Origin of the sequence: Vibrio sp. SCSIO 43140 (genome assembly GCF_023716585.1) — a bacterium.
Lineage (GTDB): Bacteria > Pseudomonadota > Gammaproteobacteria > Enterobacterales > Vibrionaceae > Vibrio > Vibrio maritimus_B.
Genome location: NZ_CP071850.1, coordinates 3,403,870 through 3,428,444, shown reverse-complemented (window position 1 = coordinate 3,428,444; position 24,575 = coordinate 3,403,870). Strand labels below are relative to the sequence as shown.

Annotated in this window: 18 protein-coding genes and 1 tRNA gene; 3 read left to right on the top strand and 16 right to left on the bottom strand. The window is 47.5% G+C overall.

Annotation, left to right across the window (positions count from 1 at the left end; translation table 11 throughout):
• Nucleotides 1–11 precede the first annotated feature (11 nt).
• The 11 genes from J4N45_RS16325 to J4N45_RS16275 all read right to left on the bottom strand — a co-directional run bounded on the left by J4N45_RS16325 (nt 12) and on the right by J4N45_RS16275 (nt 15,864).
• The gene (locus J4N45_RS16325) at nt 12–1,424 is read right to left on the bottom strand and encodes a phosphoglucomutase/phosphomannomutase family protein (RefSeq protein ID WP_252012555.1); all 1,413 of its coding nucleotides are present in this window, start codon (nt 1,422–1,424) and stop codon (nt 12–14) included.
• A gap of 84 nt (nt 1,425–1,508) precedes the next feature.
• Nucleotides 1,509–3,914, bottom strand: coding sequence for a glycoside hydrolase family 94 protein (locus tag J4N45_RS16320; protein WP_252012553.1), 2,406 nt, complete (start codon nt 3,912–3,914; stop codon nt 1,509–1,511).
• A gap of 63 nt (nt 3,915–3,977) precedes the next feature.
• Nucleotides 3,978–5,909, bottom strand: coding sequence for a beta-N-acetylhexosaminidase (locus J4N45_RS16315; RefSeq protein WP_252012551.1), 1,932 nt, complete (start codon nt 5,907–5,909; stop codon nt 3,978–3,980).
• A 9-nt stretch (nt 5,910–5,918) separates the two neighbouring features.
• On the bottom strand, nt 5,919–6,797 hold the full coding sequence (locus J4N45_RS16310; RefSeq protein WP_252012549.1) for a glucosamine kinase nucleotide-binding domain-containing protein: 879 nt from the start codon (nt 6,795–6,797) through the stop codon (nt 5,919–5,921).
• 9 nt (nt 6,798–6,806) lie between these two features.
• Nucleotides 6,807–8,516 (bottom strand): glycoside hydrolase family 9 protein, encoded by a 1,710-nt coding sequence (locus tag J4N45_RS16305; protein ID WP_252014709.1) that lies wholly within the window; start codon nt 8,514–8,516, stop codon nt 6,807–6,809.
• Between the two features lie 54 nt (nt 8,517–8,570).
• Entirely contained in the window at nt 8,571–9,563 is a 993-nt protein-coding gene (locus J4N45_RS16300) for an ABC transporter ATP-binding protein (protein WP_252012546.1), read from the bottom strand.
• 50 nt (nt 9,564–9,613) lie between these two features.
• Nucleotides 9,614–10,603 carry an ABC transporter ATP-binding protein gene (locus J4N45_RS16295; protein ID WP_252012544.1) on the bottom strand — a complete coding sequence of 330 codons (990 nt, stop codon included), beginning with the start codon at nt 10,601–10,603 and terminating at the stop codon, nt 9,614–9,616.
• Nucleotides 10,604–10,605: 2 nt separating this feature from the next.
• On the bottom strand, nt 10,606–11,631 hold the full coding sequence (locus tag J4N45_RS16290; protein ID WP_252012542.1) for an ABC transporter permease: 1,026 nt from the start codon (nt 11,629–11,631) through the stop codon (nt 10,606–10,608).
• Between the two features lie 2 nt (nt 11,632–11,633).
• Nucleotides 11,634–12,620, bottom strand: coding sequence for an ABC transporter permease (locus tag J4N45_RS16285; protein ID WP_252012540.1), 987 nt, complete (start codon nt 12,618–12,620; stop codon nt 11,634–11,636).
• Between the two features lie 153 nt (nt 12,621–12,773).
• A complete protein-coding gene (locus J4N45_RS16280; protein ID WP_252012538.1) occupies nt 12,774–14,456 on the bottom strand; it encodes an ABC transporter substrate-binding protein in 1,683 nt (560 codons plus the stop codon).
• 712 nt (nt 14,457–15,168) lie between these two features.
• Complete coding sequence (locus J4N45_RS16275; protein WP_128648954.1) at nt 15,169–15,864, bottom strand: VC0807 family protein; 696 nt, start codon at nt 15,862–15,864, stop codon at nt 15,169–15,171.
• 365 nt (nt 15,865–16,229) lie between these two features.
• Between J4N45_RS16275 and J4N45_RS16270 the strand changes: the two genes are divergently transcribed.
• The 3 genes from J4N45_RS16270 (at nt 16,230) to J4N45_RS16260 (ending at nt 19,692) form a co-directional block, all read left to right on the top strand.
• A complete protein-coding gene (locus J4N45_RS16270; protein WP_234495158.1) occupies nt 16,230–16,694 on the top strand; it encodes a hypothetical protein in 465 nt (154 codons plus the stop codon).
• An 80-nt stretch (nt 16,695–16,774) separates the two neighbouring features.
• Nucleotides 16,775–18,208, top strand: a complete 1,434-nt coding sequence (locus J4N45_RS16265; RefSeq protein ID WP_252012536.1) for a sensor domain-containing diguanylate cyclase — start codon at nt 16,775–16,777, stop codon at nt 18,206–18,208.
• Entirely contained in the window at nt 18,196–19,692 is a 1,497-nt protein-coding gene (locus tag J4N45_RS16260; protein ID WP_252012534.1) for a nucleoside hydrolase, read from the top strand. The genes J4N45_RS16265 and J4N45_RS16260 overlap by 13 nt, the downstream gene beginning before the upstream one ends.
• A gap of 68 nt (nt 19,693–19,760) precedes the next feature.
• Here the strand turns inward: J4N45_RS16260 and J4N45_RS16255 are convergent.
• The 5 genes from J4N45_RS16255 to rpsU form a co-directional block, all read right to left on the bottom strand.
• A tRNA-Ile gene (locus J4N45_RS16255) sits at nt 19,761–19,836 on the bottom strand.
• Between the two features lie 142 nt (nt 19,837–19,978).
• A complete protein-coding gene (rpoD, locus tag J4N45_RS16250; RefSeq protein WP_252012532.1) occupies nt 19,979–21,832 on the bottom strand; it encodes an RNA polymerase sigma factor RpoD in 1,854 nt (617 codons plus the stop codon).
• Nucleotides 21,833–21,932: 100 nt separating this feature from the next.
• Nucleotides 21,933–23,699, bottom strand: a complete 1,767-nt coding sequence (dnaG, locus tag J4N45_RS16245; protein WP_252012529.1) for a DNA primase — start codon at nt 23,697–23,699, stop codon at nt 21,933–21,935.
• 82 nt (nt 23,700–23,781) lie between these two features.
• Nucleotides 23,782–24,225 carry a GatB/YqeY domain-containing protein gene (locus tag J4N45_RS16240; RefSeq protein ID WP_252012528.1) on the bottom strand — a complete coding sequence of 148 codons (444 nt, stop codon included), beginning with the start codon at nt 24,223–24,225 and terminating at the stop codon, nt 23,782–23,784.
• A gap of 27 nt (nt 24,226–24,252) precedes the next feature.
• Nucleotides 24,253–24,468: a 30S ribosomal protein S21 gene (gene rpsU, locus J4N45_RS16235; protein ID WP_001145625.1), complete on the bottom strand. Its 216-nt coding sequence runs from the start codon at nt 24,466–24,468 to the stop codon at nt 24,253–24,255.
• Between the last annotated feature and the right edge of the window lie 107 nt (nt 24,469–24,575).

The following is a 24,575-nucleotide window of genomic DNA, read 5'->3' as shown; positions in this document are numbered from 1 at the left end:
GGAAACAGTGACTACAAAGACAAAAAGTCTTTCATCTGCTGAAGAACATATTCCGCTTGTTCCTTATCTTCCATTTCACAGAAAATTCGTAATAGGGGCTCCGTACCCGAGAAGCGAGCAATCACCCAACCACCGTTCTTAAAGTACACTTTCGCGCCATCGGCGTAACTTACCTTTTCTACGTCATAATCAAACTCAGGAAGCAGTTTTTCGACATAAAGTTTGTGGTATAAGCTGTCTTTTTGTGATGGTTTAAAGGTGCAATCGCCTTCAGCTGTGTAGGCGTAGCCATACTTGCCGTAGATCTCTGATAGCAACTCGGAAAGCGTCTTCTGAGTGACACTGAGCATTTCGACTAAAAGGCTAGAGGCAAATACACCATCCTTACCTTTGATGTGGCCGCGAATAGTTAAACCACCTGAACTCTCACCGCCAATCAGTGAATCGTCGGCCTCCATTTGACTACTGATGTGCTTAAAGCCTACAGGAACCTCAAAGCTCTTTTCACCGTAGTCGGCAGCGACTTTATCTAGTAGGTGAGTGGTCGCGATATTACGAACCACTGAGCCTTTCCAGCCTTTGTACTCAAGTAGGTAGTAATAGAGCAGCAGCAGGACTTCATTCGGGTGTATGAAATTACCTTGCTCATCAATGATGCCAAGGCGGTCTGCGTCGCCATCGGTACCTATACCAATATCATAGCCTTCTGCCGCTACTAGGTGCTTAAGACGATATAGTGTCGCTGCACTTGGCGAAGGCATTAAGCCGCCAAAGTCTGGGTTTTTACCATCGTTGATGACGTCAACGTCACAGCGACCGTTGATGAGCACCGTCTGCAATGCGTTTTTCGCGACTCCAAACATCGGGTCGATAAGCACTTTGAGATTGGCGTTTTTGATGGCTTCAATGTCGATAAGATCGATGATGGAATCAACAAACTCGTTCATCGGATTGATAACAGTAATCGCGCCGCGCTCAACACATACATCGAAGTCGCCGGAAATCACTTCCTGAAGGCTGAGAGTGGCGATTTGAGCTTCAATCTTCTCAGTAATGATTTCGTCGGCATCACGGCCACCTTCGATAAAGACCTTAATCCCGTTGTAATCGGCTGGATTGTGCGACGCGGTAATACAAGCCGAGTAGGCACATCCCATACTCTTCGCCTTGTACATGACTATAGGGGTCGGCACAAACTTGTCGATAAAGCTCACTGGGATGTTGTTCGCGGCCAGGACTTCCGCAAACCAGCGCCCCGCTTTATCGGATAGAAAACGCCTGTCGTAGCCAATCACGAATCCGCGTTCTGCCACGTTTTCGCTATTGATGATGTTTGCCACCGCTTGAGCAACGAGTTTTACGTTATCTTTAGTGAACTCCTCGCCGATGAACGCGCGCCAACCACCTGTTCCAAATTTGATCATCTCTCTCTCCTAAGAGGTTACCTACTCTTGTAGTGATACGCTTAAGTTCGATGGGTCCGAACTAAGGACCCATCGAGGCACTCGTTAACCTAGAACAACATGTACTTGGTTTACGCTGCCTTCGGCTTGAGGCGCGATCGCGCCTTGAATGGCTTGACCATTCAAGGTAATGGACTGAACACCCTTGCTGACATTGTTTGGGTTCTCAACCGTAATTTGATACGTTGCACCGCGCCATTGACGCGTCACCTCAAATCCTGGCCACTCTGTTGGAATACATGGGTCAACCACTAGGCCATCGAAGCTCAGTCTCACGCCGAGAATATAGTTGGTTGCGGCGAAGTAAGCCCAGCCAGAAGTACCCGTTAACCAAGGGTGGTTGGCGCGACCATGATCTTGGTGGTCACGGCCCATGATGAACTGCACGTATGAGTACGGCTCTGTGATGCGTGTTTCGATCATGTCGTTTTGGTTATAAGGGTTTAGTGCGTCGTAGTACTTCATGGCTTGATCGCCACGGCCTAGTTTCGCTTCGGCTACCCACGCCCATGGATTTGGATGTGAGAAGATCGCGCCGTTTTCTTTTACGCCCTGATAAACGCGAGTGACAAAGCCGATGTCGTCATTAGGTGTTGCGAACGATGGCGCGTTTAGATGTAAGCCGAAGTCTGAGTAGAGGTACTCATCGACCGCATCCATGGCTTTCTTACCGCGCTCTTCGCTAACTGCGCCAGAAACCACTGCCCAGGTGTTGGACTCAAGGTGAACCTTACCTTCGGTTTGTTTACTGGTACCGACCTTGTCGCCGTTTTTGGTGATACCACGGATGTACCAGCCACCGTCTTCATCCCAAAGATGCGTTTCACAGGCGTCTTGAACTTTTTGCGCCATTTGTTGGTAGTAGGCGACATCATCAAGCTCGCCACGGTTGCGTGCGAGGTCAACAAAGTCTTGCAGTGCCCAGTAGTGCAGGAACGCCACCATGGATGACTCACCACCGCCTAGGTTTAGACAGTCATTCCAGTCTGCGCGTAGACCTTTGGCGATGCCTGTCGCTCCCACGTGCTCATCGGTAAAGTTAAGTGCCGCTTTCATGTGCTCGTAGACGGTTGCATTGCCGCCGTCTGCGTATGGGATTACCTCATCAAAGAAATCTGTTTCACCGGTTTCCATCACGTAGCGACAGATCGTTGGGACCAGCCACAAGTGATCGTCAGAGCAAGTATCGGCAATGCCGTGGATCTTATCTTCATCGCTTGGTGTCGGAACCACGGTTGGTGATTTTGATGGCTCAACATCGGCTTTTTCTGGATCAAACCAGTCTGGATCGAATAGGTGTAAACCGTAACCAGCTTTCACTTGGCCACGTAGTAGATCAACGATTCGTTTGCGAGTCATAGCCGGTGCAGAATGAGGAACGGCCATAGCGTCCTGAGCGGTATCTCGATAGCCCAGTCCAGTACGTCCTCCAACCTCGATAAATGAAGCGAAGCGTGACCATACGACACAGGTCTCGGCTTGATACAGAGTCCAAGTGTTCAGCATGGTGTCTAGCCCCTCGTTAGGAGATTTCACCTGGAACTTCGCGCAGCGCTCATCCCAGTGAGCCTTGATGGCATCAAACGCTGCATCGACCTCAGTTAAGTCTTGGTATTTTTGACGAAGACGCTCACCGTTGCCTTTGCCAATACCAAGGACGTAGGCAAAGCGCACCTCTTCTCCCGGTGCGATGACGAATTGCTTGTGCAGTGAACCACAATGGTTGTAGCAGGTTTGTGTGTGATTAGAGCATTGCCCTTTTTCAACTGCGATTGGGTTGGATTCGTCGCGATATAGACCTAAGAAGCTATCGCGCTGACCATCATAGCTATCTGGGCTAAAAGTAGAAGCAAGGTAGTAGTAGCCTTCGAAATCGTTGGTGTTGTAGAAGAGATCATACTCAATAACACCATCTTGATAGCTAGTTCCTGCTGAGTATAGCGACATTTGATGGTTTTGATTGTCTGAGGCGATGTGGCTGAAAGAAAACTCCACAAACGAGAAGGCGCTGATGGTGCGTGGCTTATCACCGGTATTGCGGATCACCACATCCCACACCTCAGCATCTTCGCCTTTTGGTACGAACAGAGTTTTTGTCGCCTCAATATCTGAGTATTGACACTTAAACTTTGAATAAGAAAGCCCATGCCTTACTTCATAGTTTGCTTCATCAAGGCTTTTGGCGACTGGCTGCCATGAGATTGACCAGTAATCACCTGTCTCATCATCACGCAGATATACATAATGTCCTGGGCGATCGAACGTCGCATTTGGGCGGAATTTGGTTACACGGTTGTACTCAGGCGAGTTGTAAAAGGAGTAGCCGCCAGCATTATGAGAGATAACGGTACAGAACTTCTCTGTGCCTAGGTAGTTGGTCCAAGGAGCGGGGGCATCGGGACGAGTGATGACATATTCTCGGTTCTCGTTATCGAAGTAGCCGTATTGCATGATGATATCCTTATTGGGGAAAATTTAAATTCGTTAAGTAATGTTGGCTTTGAGTGTTGAACGTCAGCCATTCTTTTTTTGGCTCTCTGGCCATGGGTGTCTGTATCGCACATCTTGTCTATCTAACAATTGGAGGTGTGGCTTAAGCCGAGACAAGAAGGCGTGGAAGTCTTTTGAGTGATCTTGTGTCCATGCGGTTTCTGCAAGCGCAACCAAGCGCGGAAACATCATGTAGTCGAGCCGCTCCGGAGAGGTAACTCTCTCTGTCCAAAGTGCGGCCTGCATGCCCAAAATGCGTTTCTTGATTGGGTCTTGCTCATGAAGTTGGACGAGAGGTTCGTATTGATATGCGTTTTTTAGGGTAATTATGTGAGAGCGGTACACGCCCAACTCGCAAACGCTGTAGTCTTGCGCCATATCTAAGTAGGTGCTTTGCCCTGGTTGAAGGATGACGTCGTAGCCCAGCTTGGCACTATTAATAGCGGCTTCTTCGCTCAGCCATGAATAGACGACCGTGTCTTTGCTTACCTTGCTACCAAAGTGCGCCTCTTCCCAGCCAAGCATGCGCTTGCCCATGGATCTGAGTTTATCTTCGACGTAGCGAAGCAGATGACCCTGCAGGTCTTTCGGATTGCGATAGCCTTGCTCCGCCATGAGTTCACGACAAGACGGGCTGTTGGTCCAAACCCCGACTGGCACTTGGTCTGCGCCGATATGAACGTAAGGGGCTGGGAACAACTGAGCAATCTCTTCAAGCACGGCATCAAGAAATTGGTAGGTGCCAGAGATGCCCGGTGATAACACGTTGTCGGTGTAGTTTTGTTCACTGCGGTAATGAGACTGATCCTCTGGGTCGACTAACAGATCCGGTAGCGCGGTAATCGCGGCGCGACTGTGACCAGGAATGTCGATCTCTGGGATCACTTGGATGCTGCGATCCTGAGCGTACTGAACAATCTCGCGGATCTCTTGCTGTGAGTAGAACCCACCATAGTAATCTCCGATGCTGTGAAGCTGCGGTTTTAGCGGGTGAGTCGGGCCACGCCAAGCACCAACGTCAGTCAGCTCTGGATATGCTTTGATTTCAACACGCCAGCCTTCGTCATCAGTAAGGTGCCAATGGAAGGTATTGATCTTGTAGTGCGCAAGAAGGTTGATAACGCGCTTTATCTCGGTCACGGGCTGAAAGCTGCGTGCACTGTCTAGCATTACACCACGGTAGCGAAAGCGAGGTGCGTCTTGGATGCGGATATGAGGCACGTAGATGGTATGGCGATCATGGTCAAAGTCCATCAACTGAATCAGCGTTGCGCAGCCATAGGTAAAGCCTGCGTTGCTGTTGGACTCAATCTCAATCCCTGAACCATCAACAGTCAATTTGTAGGCTTCAGAATCTAATACAGGAGAGTGCCTAAAACGAATGTCTTGCTGCCCAATCGATTTATGGCTTAGTCCGAATAGACGCTCCACCTCTTCACTTAGCCAGTTGGCGACACATTGCATGGATTGATCTTCGACGCAAATCTGACTGTAACGCGTCAGTTCAAACACGCTTTCCCCAAACTCCATGTATTGAGGATGTGGGATAAGAGCGTGGCGTCCTGCGCCTACCTCTGGCAGCGATACTCGGCGGTCGTCAACCGCCCCAAGCACAATCGGTGAAACTGCAACTGAAAGCTGGGTTTCTGCATCAGTGTCGAGATAGGCGTCGTTAATGCCATCACTCAGTAAGTTGAATGCGGACGTAGCGGTGCAAAATTCGACATAGACATGGTTATTGGCATACAGCGGCGTCTCGTTGACGTTTAGCGTACAGAAGGTGCCGACTTGTGTGAGCTCGCCTTGTGATAAGCTGTCTGGAATCACAAAACACTCAAACGCAAAATTAAGCTTCCAATTGGCGTGACTCTTCTCAGACAGGTTATGCAAGGTTAGCCCGAAGCGACAGCCTTTCGCTAGATGTTCAACAATGGCTAAGTCGACACGAAAATCCATACTCATCCCTTACTCGTAAAGGTTGTGTTGCTCGTTACCCGCCATCATCAGCGCGCCATCCATCGCATCCCCTTTAGGGGCGACAATCCAGCGCTGAGCAGTAGGAGATAACCAGTCAAAGATACGCTCGGCGATACTGCCCATCAGGCATATTTTGTCCGCGCCTTTGTTGTTGAGCGCGCACAAAAACATCTCGATGTCGTTGGCGGTTTCCATCAGAAGAGATTTTGCCAACCCATCATTGACGTAGGCATACTCAAAAATCGCGGGAGAAAACTGACCGTAATCACGTGGTAACGCTGTTTTTGACCACTCTACAATGGCGTCGATATCCTGGTTGAAATGTTCCATAACGACATCGGCGAGGGGAGAGTGGGGCTTGATACCATCTTGGATAAGCAGGACCTGCTGGATCAACCTAAGTCCCATGACGGCGCCGCCTCCCTGATCTGAAATAGGGAATTCTCGACCGCCTACCACATACTGATTTCCCCCTTTAATGAGAAGACCAACAGACCCTGTACCGGCAATCATGATGGCACCATCTTCGCCCTGATGTGCGCCAAGGCAGGCACCGTAGCCATCGGTGTTAAGCGTTAGGCTTGCGAATGGGTGTGTTGTCGCCATAAACGCCTGATAACTACTTTTGTGCTCGGCACCCGCGAGTGCGCAGCCAACATCCATCTGGGCAAAATCGGCTGAGTCAAGACCTGCTGACTGGGCAGCAGACTCAATCGCCTCAATAATCGACGTTAAAGCAAGTTCGGCGCCCAACATAATGTTCGCGCTGCCGCTTTTCGCCTCACCAATGACTTGCTGCTGTTCATTGATGATTCTGGCGCGACACGATGTACCACCGCCATCAATTCCTACTCTGTACCTAGCCATATTTAACCCTTAGTTTTTATAGTGTTGCTGCCACAGTGCCAAAGCGAGAAGTAGCCAACCTGCATGGGGGATCCACTGCTCACCCCAGCGCCAATTTTGTAGCATGTCGTCTTTATGAACTGGTGGGTTAAAGGCAATATCAGCCTCATCTTCAAAGCCTGCGGTGATACCGTTGCACACCCCTCCGAGAGCATTGAAGAAACCAAGCTTCGGTAGGTAGTCGGGGTTGTTGTGGCCATGACCATCGAGCATGCACATATCATAGGGGTTGGCACCGAACACCCAGCTAATACAGTTATCGGCATAGTGCGATAACTGAGCTTTCAAAGCGGAGTCTTCTAGGTGCGGTTGAGCCAAAAAAGCCATTGAGGCAAGTGAAGCCAAGCGAGCATTTTCGCCTTGCCACCAGTACCCAGACTCGTTTTGATGAGGGATAAAGAACGCGTCATGTTTGACCCCATCGACGGCTTTTACGTATTGCCTTGGGTAGCCAAAAGGGTTGTATACCTGACGAGTAATGTTGATTTCAAATTGGCAGGCTTTATTGAGCGTTTCTCGCGCTGCTTTGACTCGCTCTGCTTCGGTTTCTATTGCTAGATACTCAGTCAGTGCGATGTTAGGCAGCCCAGCCTCTGCAGCATGGAAGTAAGGTCGATTGCCATCGTCATTTGCAGACCAGTAAAAAGCATGTTGCTGGTCGCTTAGTGCTCTTTTGGCTAATGCATCAAACCAGCTTCTTGCTTCCGTTAGGTACTGTGGTTCCAAGGTGGCTTGATACAGAGCCACTGATGCTACAAGTGCGCAATATTCGTCAATGATGTTCGGTGTACGATCATCAAGGTATTGTTCGTTGTGCTCTTTGAGGTGCCAATAGCCTGCTTTTGCTGCTTCTAAATAAGTGGTGGCGCTATCCTTTAAAAGTGAGCTCACCTGACTGGTTTTCGCCAGTGCTGCGATGGTCATGCCGCCGCCTTGACGAAACCCAGCCTCATGGTTGGTTTTCTTATGACCGAGTTGAGTCTCGTAAGCGCAGATCTCTCGCTGCGTGGGATCTTTACTCCATTTGTCAAAAACGGTCATATAGAAATAGCCACTGTGATGCTGCATGCGCGAAAGGAACTCGGCACCGTAAAGCGCTTCTTCTAGAAGTCGGGTAGCAACAAAGTTTGGGCTCTCGATGCGCTCACACACTATGTCGTGTGCCTTGAGCATATTCCAAACCACCATAGGGGTTTGTTGAGGATTCAAATAGTTGGCATAGGACAGGTGGCTAAGGTACTTGCTGACATCACCAGACGCGTCATACCAACCACCATGGACATCCACCGAATCTTGGCTGCCTACAATCGAAGCTTGCTTGTCGGCGGCATCAAACTCCCCACCGCATCGCTGAGATTTGAAGTAGTGGATAATGTCTGAGAAGCAGCGGTTGTAGAGCTGATTCTCCGCGATTTCAAAAGATTGAGAGCGTACTGTCTGATAGCGCAGGTAGTAGTGACCTTGCTCTGTCCATTGACTGAAATCGAGAGTGAAGAAAACACCTTGATGCCAATTATCCACGTTAGCGCCACCAATAGGGCTCAGTTCGAGCACGATTTCGTCATTGTGGGCATCCACTAAAAAAGCACTAGCGAGTTCATGCTGTGACTGTTGAGCCATTAACACGGCGCGCTTCTCACTGTTTATGTGGTAGCCAATGTGGTTAGTGAGTAATTGCATGTTTTCTTCCATAACTTATCCCTACAGCTAGGCTCCCGAGAAGGGAGCCGGGTATTAGTTCTCGTATAAGTAGCAACGTACGAAGTGGTTGTCTGATAGCTTGGTAACGCTAGGTAAGGCTTCACGGCACTTAGTGGTGGCGTGCTTGCAGCGTCCTGCAAATGGGCAGCCTACTGATGCTGGTGTCCACAATGGGATTTCACCTTTGTTTCCTTCCAGCTTCTCGTGGATGGACTTGGATGGATCGGGGACGGCAGATACCAGCAGCTGGGTATAGGGATGCTGAGGGTTAGCAATGACCTCGTCAGTGTCGCCCCATTCGACCATGTGACCGACATACATCACGGAGATGTCTTCGGCGATGTAGCGTGCCGTTGCAATGTCGTGGGTGATGTAAAGTAGCGACATCTGCTTCTCGAACTTCATCTCTTCCATCAGGTTGAGAACGCCTGCTCGAATCGATACATCCAGCATGGATGTCGGTTCGTCTGCGAGCACGACCTCTGCACCTACGGCAATGTTTCGAGCAAGGTTGACACGCTGTCTCTGACCACCAGAAAGTTGATGCGGATATTTCGCCGCGGTCTCTTTTGGTGGGATCAATCCAACTTGTTCTAGTAGGTCGTAAACACGCTCTTCCAACTCTTTCTGGTTGCCCTTGCTGACCTTGTTATGTATCAGCAGAGGACGGGCAATGTGGTGGAAAATAGTGTGCGTTGGGTTAAGTGAACCAAACGGGTCTTGCCATACCATTTGTACGCCTTCGCGATACTGCATGAGGTCACGGCGCGAGGTGATCTCTTGAATGTCACGACCGCGGTATTTGATCTCACCTCCGCTTGGCGCATACATCTTGGCAATCATCTTAGCTGTGGTGGATTTGCCCGAGCCGGACTCACCTACGACTGATAATCCACGGCTCTTGTACATCTTGAATGAGACATCGTTAATCGCACGCATCATTGGCTGAGATAGCGCATTACTATTGATCGGAAAGTCTTTAACGACGTTGTTGCCTTCTATGAGTAGTTCACCATAGTTGCTCATAATTGTTCTCCAGAAATCCTTGTTAATACTTACTTCTTCGCTGGTGGTCGTTATGACAACTCTTGCGCGACGGCAATAGGTTCACCGTATAAATGGCAGTTTGAAAAACGGCTGTGCTCGATTTGACGCAGTTTAGTGGGTACGCGAGTACAAGCTTCATGTACTCGATCACAACGAGCTTGGAATCGGCAGCCCTGAGGCACCTCCAAAAGGTTCAAAGGGTTTCCTGGAATACCAGTCAACTTGGTCTTAGGGCCCGTTAACGGCGGGAACGAACTACCCAGTCCTTTGGTGTATGGGTGATAAGGCGATTCAAGGATCTGTTTCGACGGTGCAACCTCGATAAGCTCTCCTGAGTACATGATCCCAATGCGATCAGAAAACTCGACCATGAGTGAGATATCATGGGTGATGAACAAAATAGAAAAGCCAAACTCTTCTTTTAGCGCATAGATCTTTTGTAAGATCTCGCGTTGCACAACCACATCCAGTGCTGTGGTTGGCTCATCCATAATGATCATCTTAGGGTTCAATGCTAGTGCGATAGCGATGACCAGTCTCTGACGCATACCACCAGAGAACTGGTGTGGATAATCATTTAAGCGGCTAGGGTGAATATCAACGATTTCCAAAAGACCTTGAGCGCGTTTTACTGCCTGCTCACGAGTCATGTTGGTGTGGCGCATAATGACGTCACAGAACTGCTCTTCCATGGTCAGTACAGGATTTAGCGCGTTCATCGCACTTTGGAAGACCATCGACATTTCGCTCCAGCGGAATGTCTGCATTCGGTCGTCACTGTATTGAAGAATGTCTTCGCCATTAAACAGTACCTGACCGCCACTGATATAAGCAGGTGGCTTATGAAGACGCATAAGAGAGAAAGCGACTGTTGACTTGCCACAGCCAGACTCGCCAGCAAGACCGAAGACTTCGCCTTTGCCGATATCGAAGCTGACGTTGTTACAAGCGCGCACGTCGCCAGCATCGGTAATATAGTCAACGCAAAGGTTGCGGATTGAAATTAGTGGTTCTGACATGATTAACGATCTCCGCTCCATAGTGCATTTTGAGGCGCGACTTCAACTTCACGCTGCTTTTTGTCTTGTGCTGCGATTTTCTTCCAGCGTTTCATACCTTTATGTGAACGAAGCTGCGGGTTAGCAATTTCATCGACCGCGAAGTTCAACAAGGCTAAACCTGTCACTAGGAACGTCAGTGCTAAACATGGTGCAATCACTTCCCACCACGCGCCGATAAGCATGGCAGATGAGGTTTGAACGTTGTAAAGCATGATGCCCCAGCTGATCGTGTTTGGATCGCCCATACCTAGGAATGAAATCGTAGCTTCCATCAAGATGGCGTACATGACTGAGCCGATGAAGCTTGCCCCAACAATGGAGATAAGGTTTGGCAGTAGCTCAACGAAGATAATACGAAGGCGCGATTCGCCCAGAACTTCGGCTGCTTTTACGAACTCTTTTTCACGTAGTGATAGGGTTTGCGCTCGAATGACCCTTGCGCCCCATGCCCAGGACATACAGCCGATGACCAGAGCTATGGTTAGCGGACCTGCCTCGCCGATAAATGCAGCCACCACAAACAGTAATGGGAAAGGAGGAATAACCAACATGATGTTCATGGCAGAGGTCAGTACTTCGTCTACTCGACCACCAAAGTAGCCTGCAGAGATACCAATAACGGTGGCTAGGAAGCAAACGGTGATACCGGCACCAAAACCAACCATTAGTGAAACACGTGCGCCGTAAACAACCTGTGACCAGATATCACGACCCATACGAGTTGTGCCCATTGGATGATCGGCTTTTTTCGACATTAGGAGCGTTCGGCGATCATCTGCAAGATTTTGTGCCACCCAGCCATCAGGGTTCGCTTGGGCAAGTTTTACCACCGCACTTGGGTATTCATGAGAGTTACCCGTTCGTTTGTCTGGTGCGTGTTTGGTGATAAGTGGGGCGGCGACCGCCATAAACACGAACAAACCTATGATTGAAAGTCCAAGTCTGGCAGTGGTATTACGCCACACGAGTTGTAAGAAACCTTTCATGGTTATTTGCCTCCCTTGCGTAGACGAGGATCAAGCACGACATAAAGCATGTCAGCCGCTAAGTTAAAGAAGAGCATAAACAGAGTCATAATAAGCAGCTGTCCTTGCAGAACCTGGTAGTCACGGGCGTGGATAGCGTTGAGCATCACAGAGCCAAGACCTGGATAGTTAAAGATGATTTCGACAATCAGCTGACCACCAATCGCAACACCAAGAGACATCGAAAGTGCAGTCACACTTGGTAGCAGTGCGTTACGAGCGGCGTAGTTGAACACTACGCGGTTTTCACTCAGCCCCTTACCTTTTGCCATCGTGATGTAGTCTTCATTGAGAAGGTTGATCATGTTGTTACGCATGTTGACCAGGAAGCCACCGATCTGAATAATCGTCGCACAGAATAGAGGCAAGACCGCGTGGTAGAGTGCATCTTTGATGAATGCCCAGCTAGTCCAGTCAGGCAGGGTGCCAGCAGTGTAGGCGTAACCTGTAGGGAACCATTTCAGACCGATTGCGAAGATGAACATGGCCATCATAGCGATAACCACCTGAGGCATTGCTTGGATGATAAGCATGCCTGGAGTGACGAAGGTGTCGAACTTCGAACCTCGTTTCCACGCGGCGAAAATGCCCAGTACCGAGCCGATTGAAAACGAAAGAATAACCGCGCTGCCTGCCAGAAATAGTGACCAGCCGAAAGCACTGCCTAATAGTGTATTGACCGATAGTGGGAAGAATTGAATCGAGGTACCTAGCTCCCAGCTCAGAATGTTTTTCATGTAATGTAGGTATTGAACGAAGTAGTTACCTTCTACAAAACCCAGTAGTTCTTTCATCGCAGCAATACGTTCTGGTGTTACCTGAACCGTTGTGTGGGCGAACATCATAGTGACCGGATCGCCTGGCATTGCACGAGGAATAATAAAGTTGATGGTGGCTGCAACCAGAAGTGCCACCATATAAAAGGACAAACGTCTTAAAAAATAACCCATAACTCACACCTTAATTACCCAGCTTTTCCTTGCTGCTGGTAGCCTCATCTCAAAATTTGAAACGAGTAAACCCCTGACGACGAGCGCCACACATCAACACTGATATTTAGGGGAAGAAAGCGGTACGGACGTACCGCTTCAGTTTGTGTTTACTTACTTAACTGGTTTTAGGTCCAGCACGTGAAGTAGACGCTCTGGGATACCAGCCCAGATGTTTGGACGACCTTTAGGATTTTGCTCGTTCCACCAACCCGCGAAGCGAGTCGTGTTGTATTGGAACATGTAAGCACCAGACATAACCGGGATAGTAACCTGATCTTGAGCAATGATTTTCTGGATGCCGTGAGCGATTTCTAGCTGCTCAGCTTTATCCGCAGTTTTGTAGAAGCTGTTTAGCAAGTTATCTAGCTCAGCATTCTTGTAGAAGTGCATGGCAAAACGAGGCATACCGTCACCACTTTGCAGGGTCGAGTTATAGCCAGAGTTCCAGTATGTGTATGGGTCTGCACCGTGGAAGTAGTTGGTGTAAGCAACGTCATAGTTTGCTTCAAGCATTGCTTGGTTGTACACAGAGAAGTCTGGTGTACGAGCTTTTGCTTTAATGCCGGCTTCTGCAAGTTGCTCAACCGCTAGCTGAACTGTGTTGTTGAAGTCGGTCCAACCGTTAGGTGATTGAATCAGTAGTTCAAATGACTTGCCTGATGGAGTATCTACAAAACCATCACCATTGACATCTTTAAAGCCCGCTTTTTCAAGCAGTGCTTTTGCACCGTCGACGTCGTAAGAGTTGTAGCCCTTGTACTTGTTGTGCGTCGATTCATCTGACCAAGTAGCAAATGCGTAGCCTAGACCTGAAGCGAAGTCATTTACTGTACCGCCGCCATAAAATGCGATATCAATAATTGTTTGGCGGTCAAGAGCCATAGAGAATGCGCGGCGGAAATCAACGTTAGTCAACGCTTCTTTTTTAGCAGGATCTTGGTGTTTGAAGTTCACAAGAAACGCTTGTGTACCTGCTGGTGGATACCAGTACTGATGATTTGGTGACGCTGCTGCATAGGTGCGGTCAATATCTGGGATGAACGATGATGTCCAGTCCATCTCTGAGTTTACAACTTTACCTAGGAACTGGTCATTGTTAGCGATCTGAGGAACACGGAGACAGTCGACTTCTAAGTTGTCGTTATCCCAGTAGTTAGGGTTGCGACACTGAACGTAAAGCTGTGGAGTGAAGGTATCAATTTCAGTGAAAGGTCCTGAGCCTACAGGGTTCTCATTAGTGAACGTTGTTGGATCTTTCACATCTTTCCATACGTGCTCAGGCACGATTGGCACCTTAACGATTTCATAAGGAACGTTTGAGTTAGCCTCAGTTGTGTAGAACTTAAGCTGGTAGTCGTTGAGTTTCTCTACCTTAGTTACCCAAGAGTTGATACCACTTTGGTCCAGGGCTGGGTTGTTCTTCACTAGGTTGAACGAGAACAATACGTCGTTAGCATCAAATGTTTCGCCGTCAGACCACTTCACACCTTTACGAATATCAAAGGTTACAGACATAAGATCGTCTGCCATTTTGAAGCCTTCAGCTAAACGGAACACAGGCTCATTGCCGTGCATTTCGTTAAATACAACAAGCGGCTCGTATAGGAAGTCGGTTGTTGTGTGTAAGTAGGTTGCACCTAAATATGGGTTGAAGTTGCGAACAAAGGTGTTGAACTCTTTCGGGTGGATAGTGAGTTCGCTGCGTTCTGCTGCTGTTGCTACAGAGCTGAAACCTGTTACTGCGGTCGCAATAATTGCTGTCGCTAGTGCTGTTTTTTTAATATGCGCAAGCATAGCTATTCCTTACTATTTGCTTTTGTTTCACAGAGAGACCAAGTGCTTCCCTCTCACATGTTGCTAAAGCCTACCTCTCTAAATAGGGTCCTAAAGAGTGGCCTGTAGGCCTTAGGCGTTACTAAGAAAACACCTTAAAGCACAATTTATCAATTACGCTTCCCGTCAAAAACGTCAAAACTGAGATTGAGTCCGTCAAAAACGTTAAATTTACGGCGAATTGTATGTTTTTTCATCGAGATTCTAAGTTGGTTTCCTTCACGTAATGGTGATTTTTTGGTCGCTTTGTAAGTGCTTACTATCCTGTATGTATAGTTATATTATCGCCTTCTAAGTGGTAGTGTTAAAAAGTGAGATGGGTCACTACTCAAAAGTGCACGTTAATTCTATCCGAAAAATAGCACAGTGAATTTGTTGTGATAACTATCGCAAAGTGGTCATTATTTTGCTTTTCTATAGGCGGAGACTGAGAAATATGTGGGCTAATGATGTTGCTCTTGGTGTTTGTTTTGAACCGTTAATAAAGTCTGTTTGTTGAAAAACTTGCCAAAGAATCAATTGAAGAAATGGTGAAAACAAGTAATAAGAGGTTGAATGAAGAAACCGATGACACGTCGAGAGGTGCGAAGGTTGGGATGGGTAAAGCGGTAGAGGTACAAAAAAACCCGATCAACGAGTGCGTATCGGGCTATTTCATAAAATGCTTTCAGGATTACTTAGTGTGGAATATCTGCTCTGTTTCAAGAGAGGTCATGCCACGGATTTGACGCCAAACATAATAGAAAATACCCATCATCATCAACATGCTTGGGATGGCGATAATAGGGTAACTGTAGAGCGTGAGCTTCCCGAGCTCTTCATTAAATGCTGCAGTACCTGCTGGGCTGGTTACTATCCAGGTTGCAAGAAAGTAGTTCATAGCCGATGAAAACGCAAAAGTACTAGCGAACAGGTAGTTTGACGACATTAGGCAGCGGTCAAATGCCTGTGTCTTACCGCGCTCTTGCAGGCGCTCAGTTATGAGCTCGAGGTTGAGTACCGTGTCATTCAAGATCATTTTCTGCATGAACGGATAGCGCGTAAAGGTCGAACCAAGAACCGCCAAGCCGATAAGACCTGGAATCAATGCTTCTTTTAAAGCTAGCCAGCGTGTATCAAGCTCTAACAACCCGATACCACCGGTCAATAACACGCTGATAAAGCCCAACGCCGCGATAAAGTTAAACTTCTTATTGCGGATAAGATCCATACCGCCGTAGACCACAGGAAACAGCAAAGCGACAACCAGAGCCATCGCCGTTCCAAGGTGTTCGTCACCGCTGAACTTCATCAGGATAAAAGATGGAATGAAAACGTTGAAGAGGATTTCAAATAGTGGGTTCGACTTTTTTGTCGTTGTGTTACTCATAATGTGTTGCTGGCTCTACTGTATCGACTGACTGTGTAATTCGAAAGGCAGTGTTCATTGCTTAATGGCAGATGTAAAGGGCTAAATTTCGAACTTGTGTAACGACATGTGAAATTACGTGTTACGATTAGGTGCTCTGTGCGTGACCTATATCGCGCTCTTTTTGAGAAAGTATGCTCTATGTTACGCCTGAACCACGGAAAAGGCGCATCATGTGATACTGCTCTATTGGTAGAAATGTTAATTAATTGTACCATTGAATATTATAACAACTTAAGCAGGACTCGATAAGGATGTTTAGTCAGCTAGTTTCAAAGGTAGCCAAGTGTTGCCTATTAAGTACTTCTATTAGTTTATTATTTTCAATGTGGGTATATGCAGAATCGAATGCTAGTTACCCCAAAGGCTGGGAAGATTGGCCGGTAGTAAAGGAATCTATGAACCTGCCAGCCGATACGGTACTCCCGCCAGACACGTCATTGTTTATCCAAGAGTCCGTTCGGGCTTACAGCTGGATCAACAACGGTGAAGGCTCACCACTAACCATTCGAGTTAACCCAGAAAAGATTGAACAGTACAAGACCCACGGTCCTTATACCGATGGTCCCACTGTGGTTGCCGTCTCTGAGGTACAAGGCATTGTCTGGGTCACGGAGCATATTGCAGGCGAAGCAATTTATGGGAGCTACGATAGAAAAGGCAAGGACATCTCTTCTATGCACCCGACACTAGAGCCAAGTTTTTGTCAAAACTGCCACACCACGTACAAAGATATTTGCATCAATGGCACCTGTACTGAACCCGTTTTGGAAGTGTATGAGTCTAAATAGGATTCGTTAATTTGGGCCCCAATCTGTTTGGTCGGTTGACTATAAACCAGATGCTGTTTGTCTCGCATCTGGTTTTAGTGATGTTCATCATCGTCGGGATGACCTACACAAGATACACCAGTGAGTGGTCTAATCGACTCGATACCACGGTTGAGATTGCCGAGGCACATCTCGCCCCACACAATACGTTCCTCTCTGGCGCTGTAGCTGGGCGAAACTATGCCAAACTGCTTATGCCAACCACTAAAGACACACTTTTCAATATCCCCAACCTTCGATTTCTAGAAATCAGTGGTACTTCAGATTATCAAGGTCAACCGATAGGAGTTCGTTACTCCCCCAAGGAACAACAGGCTTGGCGAACGGATATTGATGACACTGAGGTCACAGTGCTCGCTGCACGGCTAAAAGAGTTAGACGCGGCACTAAGCTCTAAAGATGAAAAAACGCAAGCGAGAATCAACAAGCTGACTTACGTAAAAAACAAGCTTCAAAGTGACTTCAATAGCTTACAGTCGAGTCAAGAGATCCACAAAACCTATACCTTACCTTGGTCTAAGCCTGATTTAAGCCAGCAGCATTGGCTTTTGGAGCTGGAGCAGAACATTTTGCATGTATGTATTGAACTGCGAAATGAAAACGGAGGAGAACTCTGGTTGGTGCTTGATGCCACCGAGCTTCAAGCTTTTCGTAAGGCGCTAGCACGCAGTTTGCTGTTTGAGGCCAGCGGCGCATTTTTGGTCTCTTTGGTGTTGATATATTGGGTCACGCTTTGGATTGTGAGCCCACTTAAACGGCTGGCGAGCTCCATGAAATCGGATGTGGAAGACATTCGCTTAAACATTCCAAAAGAAGTGCAGCGTGATGATGAGATAGGTGACCTTGCTCGTTCCTACATGAGTCTTATCCAAAAGATAGAAAACCAACTAGGGGTATTGCAACAGCAAACAGACACCGACCCTCTTACAGGTCTTGGCTCTCGCTACAAGTACTCACGTGATGGTAAGGCATTCTTGATGCATCATCTCAGCCACGGTCGATACGTTGGATACATGGTTTGTGACATCGATAACTTTAAGGCCTATAACGACCTCTATGGCCATATTGCGGGTGACAACGCCTTGTGTATGGTGGCGTCGGTGATTGGCGAACAAGTAAAAGGTCAAGGGTTTGCTGTGCGCCTGGGAGGAGAAGAGTTTGTTGTGGTGATTGAGGCAAATACTTCCCATGAGATAGAGGAGGTCGCCAAGCGTATCCATCATGCAATTGAAGACTTGAGTATTCTTCACCGAGGAAACCCTCCCTTTAATCGAGTAACCATCTCTATAGGCTCCATCGCTATCGCGCCTACTGAGCTCGCTTTTGATGGCGAGGCGCTACTTGCCGAGGCGTTTGATGCAGCCGACGTTCACCTCTATCACTGTAAAACTAACGGAAGAAATAAATCACATCACCAAGAGGTCACGATTGGTGAGTTACTAGAGACTACTGTGGAGAAACAATGCAGAGAGTAAGCAAGGAAGCACCACTGCAAGGCAATCAAACACGTCTATGGATAGACACGGATATCACGATTGGTACGCATGGCAAGTTAATGGCGTTCCGAGATGTTGATGATGGTTATGCGCTAGGCGCTTTGTTTCGTAGCCAGGAGGTTGATATTGTTGGGTTAAGCTCGACGCGCGGTAATACGGACGATATTGCAGTTACTACCGCCAAGGCGAAAGAGTTTACCGCACGATTTGGTCCAAACAGCTTAACGGTAACGGCTGGTGCGGCGGTAAACTTTGAAGATGACAAATATACCAAAGCCACATTACCTGACGGTGTGAAAGCGTTAGCGGAACAACTACAGCAAGGAAAGCTAACCATTCTTGCTATCGGAGCACTGACCAATATCGCGCTGTTATTAAAATACTTTCCTGAGTTGAGTTGCCAGATTGAGCAGATTATTTGTGTTGCAGGTCGACGCTCAGTGGATCAGCATTTCATTTCCGGCTCCCATCAACCAAGGCCTTTTCGGGATCTTAATTTTGAATTTGATGTTCCTGCTTTTCGTAAGGTGTTAGAGGGTGATGTGGACCTAACCTTGGTTCCGTTCGAAGTATGCCAGCAAGTTTGGATTCATTTTAAAGATCTAGAGCAGTTAGCGGAGTCTAATCAGCTTAGTCGTTACCTTGCTGAGCATTCTCTAGGGTGGTATTTAGAATGGAAAGCGGTATTTGGCGCGAAGCAAGGCTTTAATCCTTTTGATATGGTTGCGGCGGCGTTTGCTATAAATCCTCAATGGTTCCAAAGTAAGCAATGGCCAGTGGCGATAGTAGAAGCGTCAAGCGATACGCAACATAAGCAGGACAAACCCTATTTGCTTTGTCACCCAGAGCTTGTCAGTGAGCGTAAAGTGAATTACCTAGTGGAGATTGCCCCATCCGCATCAGAGACGCTGCTCGAACGTATAGAGCAAAATGACATCAGCGCCTTTGTGCTCGGTCTCTCTCATATTAATGTCATCGTAGATGATGTCGATAATGCGAGTGAGTACTATCAGCGAGTACTCGGGTTTAAGCCAGCTTTCGATGAGCAAGGTCAGCCGATGGACTATCGTGGTGTCTCTATGGCGCAATTTAATCAAGATGCGGGGCTTGCTGGTCAAGATGTGATTGTCGATGTTCTATTCGTTAAACATCCATACGCTCACATCTACCTGGAACTGATGAAATACCATAGGCCGATCGGTAATAGCGAGCTACCACCACAACCTCGAACCTATGATCTGGGTGGCCCTCGTCATATCGCGCTGGAAGTATCGAACTGCAATGAGGTGTTTAATTACCTAAAAGTTCAGCCTGATGCCAAGATGATCGATCCTCGTTCATCGTACCATCCTGAAAAGTTAGACGGCTTCCCAATTACCTTCTTTTATTGGATTGATAAATATGGCATTCAATGGGAGATCGAGGAAGGGAGAAGAGTTGGTACTTCTCGAGGGATCGTGTAGTACGTTGAAATCATTGGGTAACTGAAACGCAAAAGGCGCATAGATTTCTCTATGCGCCTTTCTAAATTTGGTGGCCCCTCGCAGACTTGAACTGCGGACCAATCGATTATGAGTCGACTGCTCTAACCACTGAGCTAAGGGGCCAATAGGTGGATGATTATAGGGGAAGGTAGGGCGAGTGTCTAGATGCAGTGTAGGCTAATTGCGCTTGCTTTTTAGTCACTTAAACCTTGCAGATACAAAAAAGGTGAGCCAGTGCTCACCTTTTTGTTAAAGCTTGATGCGATTACTCGTCAAGGAAGCTGCGCAGCGTTTCTGAACGGCTTGGGTGACGAAGCTTACGCAGAGCTTTTGCTTCGATCTGACGGATACGCTCACGCGTTACGTCGAACTGCTTACCAACCTCTTCTAGAGTGTGGTCAGTGTTCATATCGATACCAAAGCGCATACGAAGTACTTTTGCTTCACGAGGCGTTAGACCAGCTAGTACGTCTTTCGTTGCTACACGCAGACTTGTCATCGTTGCTGAGTCTACTGGTAGCTCGAGCGTCGTATCCTCGATGAAATCACCTAGATGCGAATCTTCGTCGTCACCGATTGGTGTCTCCATAGAGATTGGCTCTTTGGCAATTTTAAGTACCTTACGGATCTTATCTTCAGGCATCTGCATACGCTCTGCCAATTCTTCAGGAAGTGGCTCACGGCCCATTTCTTGAAGCATTTGACGAGAGATACGGTTTAGCTTGTTGATGGTCTCAATCATGTGCACAGGGATACGAATCGTACGAGCTTGGTCAGCGATTGAACGCGTAATAGCCTGACGGATCCACCATGTTGCGTAAGTCGAGAACTTGTAACCACGACGGTATTCAAACTTATCTACCGCTTTCATCAGACCGATGTTACCTTCTTGGATCAGATCCAAGAACTGTAGGCCACGGTTGGTGTACTTCTTCGCGATAGAGATAACAAGACGTAAGTTCGCTTCAACCATCTCTTTCTTCGCACGGCGAGCTTTCGCTTCACCGATAGACATGCGACGGCTGATGTCTTTAATGTTTTGTACGGAAAGCGAAGTTTCTTCTTCGATGATGTCCAGCTTCTGGATAGAGCGGCGGATATCATCTTCGTAACGCTTGATCTTTTCTGCGTATGGCTTGTCAGAAGCAAGGACTTCGTCTAGCCACGCATCACTTGATTCGTTACCTGTGAACAGTGCGATGAACGATTTCTTTGGCATTTTGCCGTACTCTACCGCTTGACGCATGATCAGGCGCTCTTGAGTACGTACGCGGTCCATAGACGTGCGTAGTTCGTTCACAAGGTGGTCGAACTGCTTAGGCGTTAGACGGAACTCACGGAACACTTCTTGTACTAGTTCGTGCGACTTAGCCACTTGTGGGCTGTCGTAGCCGAATTCGTTTACGGCTAACTGAAGATCTTGGTAGGTGTTACGAAGCGCAGTGAATTTCTCAAGAGCAAATTCAGGGTCGATACCTGTATCTTCCTCTTCCTCATCCTCTGAGTCTTCATCACTTTCTGCGTCTTCTTCATCTTCGTCTTCAAGATCTGCTTCAGACAGTTCAGAGCCGATATGCGTAGCAGTAGGTGCCGCTGTTTCTTCTTCGTTTGGATCAACAAAGCCAGTGATAACGTCAGTTAAGCGAAGTTCTTCCGCCTGCACCTTATCAAACTGTTCAAGAATGTATGGGATGGTACCTGGGTATTCTGCCACTGAGCTTTGAACTTGGTTGATACCGTCTTCAATGCGCTTAGCAATGTCAATCTCGCCTTCGCGAGTCAATAGCTCAACAGTACCCATCTCACGCATGTACATGCGGACTGGGTCGGTAGTACGACCGATTTCACTTTCAACGCTGGAAAGTGCAGCTGCAGCGGCTTCGGCTGCATCTTCATCAGTAATGTTGTTGTCATCATTCAGAGCAAGATCATCAGCATCAGGAGCAGTCTCTACTACCTTAATACCCATGTCATTAATCATCTGAATAATATCTTCTACCTGTTCTGAATCGACGATTTCTTCAGGTAGGTGGTCATTTACTTCTGCGTAGGTCAGATAGCCTTGTTCCTTGCCCTTAATGACAAGTAGCTTCAGCTGTGACTGCGGATTTTGGTCCATAGACGATATCCAACTTAAGATCTGGTGAAGGAATTTTAGTATGCGAAATGCAAACCACTAATATTAACAAATTTATTCGTTGCTGACTAACTGAATTGGGTTACGCTTTTAAGTCTAGCATCAAGGCTAGCAGCTCCCGTTTTTCTTCGACTGATAAGCCGACACTTCTTTCTTTGGCCTGCAGGTTTTCAATTTGCTTTTCAATGCATTGGGATAAAATTTTGTCCAATGAATCGATAAATACGTCTTCTTGGTTGTCGTCGTCAAGTGGAATGACCCAACTTGCGAGACGAGACAGAAGTGCCTCATTACTACTTCCACGCCATTGTTCTAATAGCTGGCCTGTAGTCATATGGGGATGTGCTTGACATTTATCAACCACTTCCACAAATAAATTCAGCCCAGGCAGTGACAAATCTCTCACTGTGGACAAATCAGGTACCATTTCAGCATAGCTCGGATTTTGTAAAAGGAGAGCTATGACTTCACGCATTGGTGTGCGTTTAATCTCTTTATGAGGCTGAGCTCGCGTTTCTTGCTGACCTTGCTTATCGATAAGCTGTTGCAGTTGTCTTTCATCGACAAGACCCAGTTTACGCCCTAGAAGCTCCCTCAAGTATAGTCGCAATGTGCCGCCGGGTACTTTGTCAATCAACGGAACCGCTAGAGTGCTAAGCTTTGCCATCCCTTCTTTAGTGCGGGCATCGACCTGCTGCATGAGTGAAGAAAACATAAACTCAGACAATGGCATGGCATTTTGCACTTCGGCTTCGAACGCCTCTTTGCCGTTCTGGCGAATGAATGAATCAGGGTCTTCGCCGTCTGGCAAGAACATGAATTTCAGCTGCCGACCATCATTTAAGTAAGGCAGAGCATTCTCCATTGCGCGCCAAGCAGCATCTCGACCCGCTCGGTCACCATCGTAACAGCACACGACTGTACTGGTTTGGCGAAACAGTACCTGAAGGTGATCGCCTGTTGTTGACGTACCCAAAGAGGCGACAGAGTAGTCAACGCCATATTGTGCCAGCGCGACGACGTCCATATACCCTTCTACGACAAGTACCTGTGGTGGCTCACGATAGGCTTGCAGCACTTCGTAAAGACCGTAAAGCTCTTTACCTTTATGGAAGATTGGCGTTTCGGGAGAGTTTAGGTACTTTGGCGTACCATCGCCTAAAACACGTCCACCAAAGCCAATCACACGACCACGTCGGTCACGAATAGGGAACATGATACGGCCTCTAAAGCGGTCATATCGGTTACCCTTGTCGTTTTCTATCAACATACCCCCAGACACCAACATGTCTTGGGTGGCTTTTTGTTGACCGAAGTTCTTACGCACGCTATCCCATTCGTCTGGGACGTAGCCAATGCCAAACTTCTGAACAATCTCTCCAGAGAGCCCACGGCCCTTTAGATACTCTATAGCGACTTTGTTTGCAGAAACTTTAAGCTGATCTCGGTAGTATTGACCTATGGTCCCCATTAGATCATACAAAGATCGTTTCTGTTCGCTATTAGCGGTAGGTCCTTTGGAGAAATTGCCCGATTGCCCACTGCGCTGTTCTCTTGGAACATCTAATCCTAATGACGAAGCTAACTCTTCAATCGCTTCAACAAACTCGAGGCGTTCATACTCCATGAGAAAGTCGATAGCATTACCGTGTACGCCACAGCCAAAGCAATGATAGAACTGCTTTTCTTGGCTTACGCTGAAAGAAGGGGTTTTTTCGTTATGGAATGGGCAGCAAGCACCGTAGTTCTTACCTTGTTTCTTCAGTTTTACGCGTGCGTCAATGACGTCGACAATATCAAGTCGAGCGAGTAGGTCATCGATAAAGCTACGAGGGATGATTCCTGCCATAAAACCTTTTTACAAGAGAGAGATACAAACAAGCCGTGCGTTCCAAAGGATAGCACGGCTTGTTGCAATTTTGGTTGAGTAATTAAGCGAGTTTAGAGCGAACTAAACCACTTACTTTACCCATATCTGCACGACCTTGAATTTGTGGCTTAAGCACACCCATTACCTTACCCATGTCTTGCATGCCCGCTGCACCAGATTCGGTAATGGCACTGTCAATCAGTGCTGCAACTTCATCATCGGTCAGTGGTTGAGGCATAAAATCCTCAAGTACGGCAATTTCAGCTTGCTCAGCTTCAGCAAGATCTTGACGACCCGCTGCTTCAAATTGCGTAACAGAATCGCGACGTTGTTTAACCATTTTAGTCAGCACGGCAAGAATGTCGTCTTCGCCCAGAGTAATCTGTTCGTCGACTTCACGTTGCTTGATGGCTGCTAAGGCTAAACGAATAGTACCAAGGCGCAATTTGTCCTTGGCTTTCATCGCTAATTTTTGCTCTTCTTTGAGTTTATCAATCAGAGCCATAACTAAAATCCTATCTGGACCTAGTTATTAGTACAGGCGAACGCGACGAGCGTTTTCGCGAGCTAGCTTCTTAGCGTGACGCTTTTGAGCTGCTGCTTTAGCGCGTTTGCGAACTGTAGTTGGTTTTTCATAGTGCTCACGACGACGCACTTCAGAAAGGATACCTGCTTTTTCGCAAGAGCGCTTGAAACGACGTAGTGCAACGTCGAACGGTTCGTTTTCACGTACTTTAACTACTGGCATATGCCTTTCACCTCAGGGGTTAACTGTTCATTAATGCTGGCGCTTGTTGGTTAGTACTAAGAACTCTCAATGGAACTCTCTGTTCTAAGCGTAAAACCAGCTAGATC